Raw genomic sequence first — 10,334 nt, 5'->3', positions numbered from 1 at the left:
CGGCACGCACGACACTGCCGTCGCCCGCCGAGACCGCTCCGGTCGTGCGTCGCCGGCACCCACTCGAGTGAAGTTCCTTGTGTGCGGTGTCCACATAGCAGGTATGAACGTCACTCGGCGCGCGGCCCTCTCGACGCTCGGCGCCGCGGGCCTCGGCGCGCTCGCCGGCTGCACGGGCGGCGCGGGCAGCTCTGGAAACGGCGGATCCGGGGGTTCGGGGACCGGAACCCCCATCGCCGAACACCCTGCCGCCGCGGGTCTGGCCGACCAACCCTCCCTCGGCTCGGTCGACGCGGGCGCGACGGTAATCGCCTTCGAGGACCCCTCGTGTCCGACCTGCCGGAACTTCGAGCGGGACGCCGGCGCGCGGCTCAAGTCCGGCCCGGTCGCCGACGGCGACCTCCGGTTCGTCTCGCGTGTGTACCCGATCGTCTACCCGTGGGGCGATCCCGCGACCCAGGCGTTGGAGGCCGTGTACGCCCGCGACGACGGCACCGAGGCGTACTGGGACCTGTTCGACTACTACTTCGGCGCGCAGGGGCAGTTGAACGGCGACAACGTCCTCGACCGGACGGAGTCGTTCCTCTCGTCGAACACCGACCTCGATGCGGCCGGCGTCGTCGCCGACGCGGAGGCGAAGGCGTACGACGACGCCGTGCAAGCGGATCTCGACGCCGGCGAGGCCGCCGGGGCGAACCGGACCCCGACGCTGTTCCTCTATCGCGACGGCGCGTACGTAACCCGTGCGTCGGGCAGCGTGAGCTACGAAACGGTCGCCTCGGCGCTCCAGTTATGAGCGGCGCGACACGGCTCACCCGGATGCGTCGGCGACTGGGCCTCCCGCGGCTCCCGTCCTCGAAGCGGGACCTCCGGCTCGTCGGTCGAACGGTCAGGCTCGTGCTCGGCGTTCCCGGCTACGCGGTCGTCGCCGTCGCTGCCGCAGTGCTGGCGCTTTCGGGGTTCGCCCTCTCCCAGAACGTCGCGCTCGTCCGCGACACGGTAGTCGGCGGGAGCCTCCCGCTCGACGCCAGGCTCACGATCCTCGTCGAGCAGTACCCGTTCGTCGGGACCTCCTACGAACCGGCGGCGGGCGCGATGCTCGTCCTCGTCGCGCTGGTGACGGGCGCGAACCTCGCGGTCGCGGCCTACCACCTCCGCGAGAACGGCGTGTTCGGCGACGCGGGCGACGCGGACGAGGCGGAAGCGCGCGCGGGTGCCGCCGCCGGCAACGCCGTGGGCGGCGCGGGCAGCCTCGTCGGCGTCGTGCTCGGTGCGCTCGGCGCCGGCTGTGCCGCCTGCGGGTCGGCGGTGCTGGTCGGCCTGCTCTCGCTGGTCGGGGGCTCGGGGCTCCTGCTCGCGCTCCCGTTCGAGGGGTTGGAGTTCACGCTGATCGCGCTGCTCCCGCTGCTGTTGTCGCTGTTCTGGCTGGCCGACGGAATGCGCGGCACCGAAATCCGCGGCTGTCCGGTCGACAGCTAAAAAACGGGATCGGGCCGTGTCGGGGGCGCTCAGTCCCAGGTCACACGGACCAGCGCCACCAGCGCGACCGTCTCCAACAGGTGCAGCGTGAGCATCGCGCGCCACGCGACCGGCGGCACAGACGACGAGAACCACGCCGACAGCGTCGGGTCGGCGAGGTAGTAGTACAGCGCCACGGCGTTCTCGGCCGCCAGCAGGAGGGCGAACGTGCTCAAGCCGAGCGCGTGCGACGAGCGGAGACGGAGCGCGTTGCGTCCCCAGACGACCAGGAGCGCCGCCAGCAACACCAGATTGACCCCGGCGGCGACTCGGGCGACGGTCGCCCACAACGTGACCACGCGCTACCTCCTGACCCCCGCCCCGGTTCCCGGCCGCGTGCGGGCCGCCGGGAGCGACCCGCGGGGCGGCGGGAGTCGCGGGCGGTCGGTGCGTGTCGGGCGCGTCAGCGGGGGCGCGCGACCGGTCGACCGCCCGATCGCCGGACGCGACGACCGGAGACGGTCAGACACGCTCACTCCTCGACGATGAACTGGCCGGCGATCTCCGTGACCTCCTCCATCGTCCGCGGCTCGTCGACAGCCATCGGGAACGGCGACTCGACGTTCAGCTCGTTGAGGAACGACGCGTGGCGCGCCTCGACGGCGTGGATGCCGACGGCCGCGCCGAAGACGGCGTCCGCCGAGATCGTGCCGGCCTGTCCGGCGTACGCGGAGACGCCGACGTTCTCCAGCGCCCGCGCGACGCCGAGGAACTCGGAGGGGTTCGTGTAGCCGAAGTCGTAGCTCGCCTCCTCGACGGGCGTCCCGCCGAGTTGGTTCACGGTGTCGGTGATCGCGCTCACGTGGGCGGCCTCGTGGGCTCCGACGGTTTCGAGGTGGCCGGGGACCGCCATCCGCAGCTCCTCGCCGTAGTCGGAGAGCACGCTCGCGTTCATCAGCTCGTCGTCGGAGTACGTCTCCAGGCCCTCACGGTAGAAGGCGTTCTCCAGGTGTTCCAGCGTCAGCGCGTAGTTCAGCACCTCCACGTCACTGGTGTCGTCGTCGGCCTTCCTGTCGGCCGCGGGCTCGTTCTCGCCGTCGAGCGGCGCCGGCGAGGACACCTCGCTAGTGATGAACTGGCCGGCGATCTCCAGCACCTCCTCGACGGTGCTCGCGGTCTCGACGCCGTTCGGGAACGGCACCTCGCCGTTGATCAGGTTGAGGAACGACGCGTGGCGCGCCTCGACGCTCTGGATGCCCGCGGCCGCACCGAGCACCGCGTTCTGCTTGATCGCGGCCGCCGCGCCCGTGTAGGCGGCGACGCCGGTGTTCTCCAGCGCGCCCGCGGTCGCGAGGAACTCCGACGGCGTCGAGTAGCCGAAGTCGTACTCGGCCTCCCCGACCGGTGCGCCGCCGAGGTCCTCGATGGTCCCGGAGATAGCGCTCACGTGGGCGGCCTCATGGGCGCCGACGGTCGCGAGGTATTCGGGCACCTGCATGCGCAGCGTCTCGCTGAACGTCGACAGCGAGTCGGCCATCATCAGTTCGTCGTCAGAGAACTCGTCCAAGCCCTCGCGGTAGAAGGCGTTCTCCAGGTGTTCCAGCGTCAGCGCGTAGTTCAACACGTCGATGTCCGGGTTCGGCGGGGCCGCCTCAGTCGGCTCCTCCGTCTCCGTCTCCGTATCCATGGGCGTGTCCATCTCTGTCTCCGTGCCCCCGGTCGGCGTCCCGCCGCCGCCGGTGTTGCTCGAACAGCCGGCGAGACCGGCCGCGCCGACGGCCGCCAGCGCGCCGCCGAACCTGCGCCGCGAGAGCCGGTCGGTATTCGAGTTCGTCCCGTCCGTCGCGTCCGTCCCGTCCGTCGCGTCCGTGCCGCGTGGGGTATCGCTCATTGCTACACCGAGACCAATCACCTATCAGAATAAATACCATTTCCGAACTGCGACGGAACTGTCTCGGGATTCGGACCGGTCTGCGGGCGAACTCTCACCAAATTTCGTTCTGGTCGGTGGCGCGCGGCGGACGCGGAGGCCGACCGCCGACCGAGTCACTCGTCGTCGAGCCGGTCTTGCCACTCCTGCACCGTCGCCATCAGTTCCACCGGCGACATCTCAGTTAGGTCCGTCCCACGAAGCGCCGTGAGCACCTCTTCGACGGCCGGATCGCGTTCGGACTCTGCGACGGCGCTCGTCGCCGCGGCGCCGTTACCCGCGTGGGCCGCAAATGTACCCCCGGTCTCGTCGCGTCCGGTCTCGCCACCGTCGTCGCCCCGGTCCCCGTCCCCGCCGCCCGCGCCGGCGAACTGCCCCGCAGAGAGGTCGAAGACGGCCTGGGTCGTGCCGCCGGCATCTTCGTCGCCGCCACCGGATCCCTTCGCTTCGATGGCCTTCTCCTCGCGCAGGCGATCGAGCACGTCGTCCGCTCGGCCGACGACCGGGCCGGGGACGCCCGCGAGGTCCGCGACGTGGACGCCGTAGCTCCGGTCGGTCGGTCCCTCGCGCACCCGCCGGAGGAAGGTCACGTCGCCGTCGCGCTCCTCGGCCGCGACGTGGACGTTCGCGACCCGCGGGAGGTGCTCCGCGAGCGCGGTCAGCTCGTGGTAGTGGGTCGCAAACAGGGTCTTCGCGCGCACCTCGTTGTGCAGGTACTCCGTCGCCGCCCACGCGATGGAGATGCCGTCGTAGGTGGCGGTCCCGCGCCCCACCTCGTCGAGGATCACGAGGGAGTCCTCGGTCGCCGAGTGGAGGATGTTCGACAGCTCCTGCATCTCGACCATGAACGTCGAGCGACCCTGCGCCAGTTCGTCGAGCGCGCCCACCCGGGTGTAGATACCGTCGACGAGCGGGAGCGTCGCGGCGTCGGCGGGGACGAACGAGCCGGTCTGCGCGAGCAGCGCGATCAGCGCGCACTGGCGCATGTAGGTGGACTTGCCGCTCATGTTCGGCCCCGTCACGATGAGGAAGCCCCGCTCGCGGTCCATGTCCAGGTCGTTGGGCACGAAGTCGGTCGTCTGCTCGACGACCGGGTGGCGGCCCGCCTCGATCCGGAGCTCGTCGTCGTCGGTGAACTCGGGTCGGGTCCAGTCGTTGGTCGCCGCGTGGTGGCCCAGCGCCGCGAGCACGTCCAGTTCCGCGAGCGCCCGGCCCACGTCCTGGAGGAGTTCGGCCTCGCCCGCGACGCGCTCGCGGACCTCCTCGAAGATCCGCCGTTCGAGGTCCTCGCGGCGCTCCTCCATGCGCAACACCGCCCGCTCGCGCTCCTCAAGCTCCTCGGTGACGAACCGCTTGGAGTTCTTCAGCGTCTTGATCTCGCGGTAGTGCTCGGGCACCTGTCCCGCGACCGACTTGCCGACCTGGATGTAGTAGCCGTCCGTCTTGTTGCGGTCGACGGAGACGTGCGAGAGTCCGTGGCGGCGCTTCTCGCGCTCGGCGAGCGTGTCGAGCCACTCGACGGCCTCCTCGTACTCCGCCACCAGCTCGTCCAGCTCCTCGTTGTAGCCGCGGGCAATGACGCCGCCGTCGCCGGCGATGCTCCCCGGCGGCTCCTCGGCCAGCGCCTCGCGCAGTTCGTCGTGGAGGTCGCGGGCGGCCGCCTGGTCGGGGCGCGCGAGCACGTCGGGGACCGGAGAGTCCGCGAGGTCGGTGCCGTCGATGGCGGCGGCCAGCTCCGGGAGCCGCCCCAGCGCTGAGCGGACCGCGACCAGATCGCGCGGCCCCGCCGACCCGCTCGTCGCGCGCGCGGCGAGCCGTTCGAGGTCCGCGGTCCCGTCGAGCGCGTCGAGCAGGCGGTCGCGCGCCAGCGCCGCCCCGGCGAACGCCGCGACGGCGGCGCCGCGGCGCTCCAACTCCGCGCGGTCGCGCTGCGGCCGCGTGAGCCACTCGCGCAGCAGCCGCGTGCCGGCGGCCGTCTCGGTGTGGTCGAGCGTGGAAAGCAGGGTGCCGGTCGAGTCGCCCTGCATCGTCTCGATGAGTTCGAGGTTGCGCTGGGTCGTCGCGTCGAGCGCGACCCGACCGCCGGGATCGAGCCCCCCGAGCCGCGTCATCGACGCCAGCACGCCCGCGCCGGTCTCCTCGACGTAGTGGAGCACCGCGCCGGCGGCGGCGACCGCGGGGTCCGCGTCGAGGCCGACGGCCCCGAGCGCCTGCTGCCCGAAGTGGTCGCCGAGGCGGTGCCGGGCGCGACCGGGCGCGAACGCCTCCGCCTCGTGGAGGGTGAGTCTGGCGTCGGTCGAGTCCCGGAGGTCGGCGAGGCGCGCGTCGTCCTCGCGAACGCCCGGCCCGGGGAGCAGCTCGACCGGGGAGAACCGATGGAGCTCCGCGCGCACGTCGTCGAGGTCCGAGACGGCGGCGGCGTGGAACCGGCCGGTCGTCACCTCCGCGAAGGCGACGCCCCAGGGGTCGCCGTCGGCGTTCGCCTCGTGTTCGACGGCCGCGAGGTAGCGCGCCTCGGCGCCGTCGGGGTCGACGACGGTGCCGGGGGAGACGACGCGTTCGATCTCGCGGGCGTGGCCATCGTCGGTCTCGTACTGCTCGGCGACGGCGACGCGGTAGCCGCGCTCGACGAGCGCCGTCAGGTACGGCGTCAGCTCGGAGAGGGGGACGCCCGCCATCGGGTACGAGGAGCCGTGGCTCGACTTCTGCGACACCTTGAGGTCGAGCTCGTCGGCGACGAGCTCGGCGTCGTCGGCGAAGAACTCGTAGAAGTCGCCGCACTGCATCGCGAGCACGTCCGCGTCAGTCGACTCCTTCAGCGAGAGGAACTCGCCCACGATGCCGCCGGCGTCGGTCGTCATTGTCTGGTACCGAGTGGGGTCGTCTCGGGGTAAAGCGCTACGGGTCGCAGCCGCGGTCGGCCCGCTCGGACTGCGTGTCGCCGCCGCGACCCCGGAGCGACGCCCCTACCCGACGCCCGCGGGCCGACGGCGACGCTTGGAAGTGGGTTCCGGCGGGCGCTTCTACGTTTCGCCTCCGGGTCGGCCGAGCGCCGCGCGGGGCAGGCCGGCTCACGCGCCGGGGACCCCGAGCGCCGAGAACCCGCCGAGACCCGCCGCCGCCAACACGGACAACACGACCGTCGACGCGAGCCAGCCGACCAGCGCGATCCCCGCCGCCGTGAGCCAGCCGCCCGCGTAGCGCCACTTGATCACCGCGAGGTACGCGAGATACGTGAGGGCGGTCCCGAGGATCGGCAGCCAGCCGAACAGCGTCGAGACGACGACCCACGCCAGTGCGCCGATGAGCGCCGTCCAGACGGCGTGTCCGTAGCTCCGCGCGTCCGACAACACCGCCGCCCCGGCGAAGATGCCTGCGCCCCCCACCAGCGCGCTCACGACGAAAACGATGAGCGAGTCAATGACTGCGACCATACCCCATCTGCGACGGCAGGAGCCGAAAGTGTGGTGGCGATTTCGATCCGACCGGAGCGCCGGACGCGCTCGGCTCGCCCGCGGTCGACGCCCCGAGTGGAGCGTCGCGGGCGTCACCCCCCGCCGTCGCGACCACCGGCGCCGGCGCCAGCGCCGCGAGCGGCGGACTCGTCGGCGTCGATCCACTCCAACTCGGTCGTGCACCACGGGCAGAAGTCCAGATCGGCGTCGAGTTCCTTCCCGCAGTTGGGACACGACGGCGCCGACTCATCGGGTCGGTGACGACTCCCGACCGCGGCGGCACCGGCCTCGGCTCCGGCCGGGTCCACGGCGTCGGCGTGCGTTCGCCGGGCCAGCATGTACGCGTCGACCGCGCTGGCGACGACGACGAGCACCGGCGGGAGCGCCTCGACCGGATTTCCGATCGGACCGCCCGTGTTGAGCGCTTCCACCACGTCCGGGGGGACGAACAGCAGGATCGCCGCGAACGTCGCCGCGAACCAGCCGAACCCACGGAGCCAGCGGCGGAGGTACGCGTGGCCCAGACCGGTGACCACGAGCGCGAGCAGGCCCGCCAGCCAGGGCCGCTTGCGACCCGTCGCACCGCCGAGACGGGGGACATTCATACCACGACACGCGGGACGCACCCGTGAAAAACCCGCCGGTAGCGCGAGCGCTCCCGCGCGTCCCCGGCGTCCGCGAGACGGATCGGTCGTGCACCGAGAACGGCCGGGAGCGACGGAATCTAAAAGCCGGCGACCCTTCCGACGGCCGTGAGTGTTGACGATGCCGCCCCAACAGACGAACCGAACGATCGACGACCGGTCACGATCTACTCCGATTTCGTCTGCCCGTTCTGTTACCTCGGGCGGGCGTCGCTCCGGCAGTACCGCGACGACCGCGACGACCGCGGACTCCCGCCGGTCGAGGTCGACTGGCAGTTCTTCGACCTGCGCGGGCACAAGCGCGGGCCCGACGGCGAGATCCGCGACGACGTGGACGACGGGAAAGACGAGGACTACTACGACCAGGTGCGCGAGAACGTGCAGCGCCTGCGCGAGGAGTACGACGCCGACGAGATGCTCGCGTTCGACGAGGTCCATGACGCCGACTCGTGGGACGCCCAACAGGCCGCGCTGTACGTGAAGCAGTCGGCCGACTCCGAGACGTTCCGCAGCTTCTACGACGCCATCCTCGAAGCCCACTGGGAGGACGGCCGCGAAATCGACGACCTCGACACGCTCGTCGAGCTGGCCGAATCCGTCGGCGTCGACGGTGGGGAGATCCGCGACGCCGTCGACGACGAGACGCTGGCCGAGGAGCTTGAGTCGCAGTTCGACGCCGCGCGCGAGCGCGGGGTCACGGGCGTTCCCACCTTCGTCGCGGACGGCCACGCCGCCCGCGGCGCGGTTCCCCCCTCGCACCTCCAGCGGCTGCTCGAAGCGAACTGACCGCAGAGCGCAACTTCGTTTGTGGTCGATCGGCTCAGCGCCGCGATATCGGGCGGCGGACCGCAACCCTATTTGTTCCTGTGGCCGCTCCATCGACCGTGAGCGACGACGCCACGGACGGCGACGCCGGGCTCGGCGTCCTCCGACACAAGCGAGACGCGACGCGCTACCGGATCCTCGTCGAGATCGCCGAACGACAGCCCGCGGTGAGCCAGCGCGAGATCGCCGACGCCATCGGCGTCACCGCGCAGGCGGTCTCCGAACACCTCGGCGACCTCGCGGAGGGCGGGTTCGTCGACCGCGAGGGGCGCGGACGGTACCGCGTCACGAAGGAAGGGGTCGACTGGCTCATCTCCCGCACCGACGAGCTCAACGAGTACCTCGATCACGTCACCAGCGACGTGCTCGGCGACGTGGAAGTCGAGACAGCCCTCGCGGACGGCCCGGTCGAGGAGGGCGACCGCGTGGCCCTGTCGATGCGCGACGGGGTCCTCCACGCGCGCAGCGTCGCCGCCGCTGACTCCGGCTCCGCCGACGCCGGCGGCGCCACCGCGGCGGCCGTCACCTCGGCCGAGTCGGGGCGCGACGTGGGCGTCGCCGAGTTCGACGGCGTCGTCGACTACGAGCTGGGCGCCGTCACAGCCGTCGCCGTCCCCGCGGTCCGCGACGGAGGCAGCGGCGCGGTCGACCCTGCGCGCCTGCGCGACCTCGCGGCCGACGCGGACCTCGTCGTCGCCGCCGGAACCGAGGCGGTGGCCGCGGTCAGGCGGTTCGACCGCGAGCCGGACGTGCGCTTCGGCACGGTCGATGCCGTCCGCGAGGCCGCCATGCGCGGGCTCGACGTGGTGCTCGTCGTCGTCGCCGGGCAACTGTCCGCGCACGCCGACGGCCTCCGCGAGACTGCTGTCGGCTACGAGGTCGTCGACGCCTCTCGCGACGGGTAGCTGTTTTCGCCGCCGATAATCGGCGCCGTGGATTGAAATACCAGGTCGCGCATCTCCGCGTATGCGCACCGAGACCGCCGACCGGGTTCGGATCGGCCTCGCCACCGCGGCCGTGTTCGCGGTGACGGCGCTGGCCGCGCTCGGCCTCGCCAGCATCGCGTTGTGAGCGGCATCCCCCGACGGGTCAGGGAGCCGCCGCCGGCCGCAACCGACCGGACTCAGGCCTGCGGAAGCTCCTCGCCCTGCGGGACACCCTGCGCGGCGACCGTCTCACCCGTCATGTAGCTCGCCGCGTCGCTCGCGAGGAACCGAGCGATGTCGGCGATCTCTTCGCTCGTCCCGATCCTGCGGTCCACGTCGTCGCGGTCGACCTCGTCGGCGGAGACGCCCATCTGTTGCTCGACGCCCGGCGTCGCCACGAATCCCGGGGCGATGCAGTTGACGCGCACGTCACGGCCGGCCCACTCGAGCGCGAGCGTCTCGGTGAGGTTGATCACCCCCGCCTTCGCGGCGCCGTAGTGGCTCATGTACTCGGCGGCGCGCTGCCCGGCGACGCTCGCGAGGTTGACGACCGCACCGCCGCCGTCGGCGAGGTGCTCGCCCGCCGCCTGCGTGCAGTGGACCGTGCCGTGGAGGTTGATGTCGACGATGGTCTTCCAGCCGTTCGCGGAGATGTCCTCGAACGGCGCCATGAAAGAGGCGCCCGCGTTGTTCACGAGCACGTCGATCCCGCCGAACTCCTCGACGGTCGCCTCGACGAGCGCGTCGACGGCGTCGCGGTTGGTCACGTCGCACTCGACGGCGAGACAGCGGCCGCGGGCGGCGTCCGCGCCCGTCTCGGCGCCGCCGTCCGTGTCGGCGGCCGCCTCCTCGGTCTCGTTGATCTCCTCGGCGACGGGGTTGACGTTCCCCTGCTCGCGCGAGCAGACGACCACGTCGGCGCCGTCGGCCGCGAACTCCTCGGCGATCGCCCGACCGATGCCGCTGGAGGCGCCGGTGATCACCGCGGTGGAGTCCGAAATCGAGAAGCGCTCGGCGAGGCGGGCCGCGGCGTCGCTCATGCCGTCCACCCCGTGGCCTGCGTCCGGTTCGCGGGTGTCCGCGTGGCGTGCGTCGT

At 71.9% G+C, this 10,334-nt stretch carries 10 protein-coding genes; 4 read left to right on the top strand and 6 right to left on the bottom strand.

What is annotated here, in order from left to right:
- Positions 1-103 precede the first annotated feature (103 nt).
- Positions 104-796 (top strand): DsbA family protein, encoded by a 693-nt coding sequence (locus BUE16_RS02580; RefSeq protein ID WP_073306829.1) that lies wholly within the window; start codon positions 104-106, stop codon positions 794-796.
- Between the two features lie 23 nt (positions 797-819).
- Complete coding sequence (locus tag BUE16_RS02575) at positions 820-1,479, top strand: hypothetical protein (protein ID WP_073306828.1); 660 nt, start codon at positions 820-822, stop codon at positions 1,477-1,479.
- 29 nt (positions 1,480-1,508) lie between these two features.
- Here the strand turns inward: BUE16_RS02575 and BUE16_RS02570 are convergent, their stop codons facing one another.
- From BUE16_RS02570 to BUE16_RS02550, 5 genes are all read right to left on the bottom strand, one after another.
- The gene (locus tag BUE16_RS02570) at positions 1,509-1,817 is read right to left on the bottom strand and encodes a hypothetical protein (RefSeq protein ID WP_073306827.1); all 309 of its coding nucleotides are present in this window, start codon (positions 1,815-1,817) and stop codon (positions 1,509-1,511) included.
- A gap of 173 nt (positions 1,818-1,990) precedes the next feature.
- A complete protein-coding gene (locus BUE16_RS02565) occupies positions 1,991-3,349 on the bottom strand; it encodes a ferritin-like domain-containing protein (protein ID WP_073306826.1) in 1,359 nt (452 codons plus the stop codon).
- Between the two features lie 155 nt (positions 3,350-3,504).
- A complete protein-coding gene (mutS, locus tag BUE16_RS02560) occupies positions 3,505-6,249 on the bottom strand; it encodes a DNA mismatch repair protein MutS (protein WP_073306825.1) in 2,745 nt (914 codons plus the stop codon).
- A 210-nt stretch (positions 6,250-6,459) separates the two neighbouring features.
- On the bottom strand, positions 6,460-6,822 hold the full coding sequence (locus BUE16_RS02555) for a hypothetical protein (protein WP_073306824.1): 363 nt from the start codon (positions 6,820-6,822) through the stop codon (positions 6,460-6,462).
- A 113-nt stretch (positions 6,823-6,935) separates the two neighbouring features.
- On the bottom strand, positions 6,936-7,448 hold the full coding sequence (locus BUE16_RS02550; RefSeq protein WP_073306823.1) for a zinc ribbon domain-containing protein: 513 nt from the start codon (positions 7,446-7,448) through the stop codon (positions 6,936-6,938).
- Positions 7,449-7,595: 147 nt separating this feature from the next.
- On the opposite strand from BUE16_RS02550, the gene BUE16_RS02545 reads away from it, so the two are divergent.
- Positions 7,596-8,273 carry a DsbA family oxidoreductase gene (locus BUE16_RS02545; protein WP_073306822.1) on the top strand — a complete coding sequence of 226 codons (678 nt, stop codon included), beginning with the start codon at positions 7,596-7,598 and terminating at the stop codon, positions 8,271-8,273.
- A 98-nt stretch (positions 8,274-8,371) separates the two neighbouring features.
- Complete coding sequence (locus BUE16_RS02540) at positions 8,372-9,217, top strand: DUF7839 domain-containing protein (protein WP_073306821.1); 846 nt, start codon at positions 8,372-8,374, stop codon at positions 9,215-9,217.
- 218 nt (positions 9,218-9,435) lie between these two features.
- Here BUE16_RS02540 and BUE16_RS02535 read toward each other — a convergent pair whose 3' ends face one another.
- Positions 9,436-10,278: an SDR family NAD(P)-dependent oxidoreductase gene (locus BUE16_RS02535; RefSeq protein WP_073306820.1), complete on the bottom strand. Its 843-nt coding sequence runs from the start codon at positions 10,276-10,278 to the stop codon at positions 9,436-9,438.
- Positions 10,279-10,334: the final 56 nt, after the last annotated feature.

This window comes from Halobaculum gomorrense, from assembly GCF_900129775.1.
GTDB classification, from domain to species: domain Archaea; phylum Halobacteriota; class Halobacteria; order Halobacteriales; family Haloferacaceae; genus Halobaculum; species Halobaculum gomorrense.
This window is presented reverse-complemented; position numbering and strand designations above follow the sequence as displayed.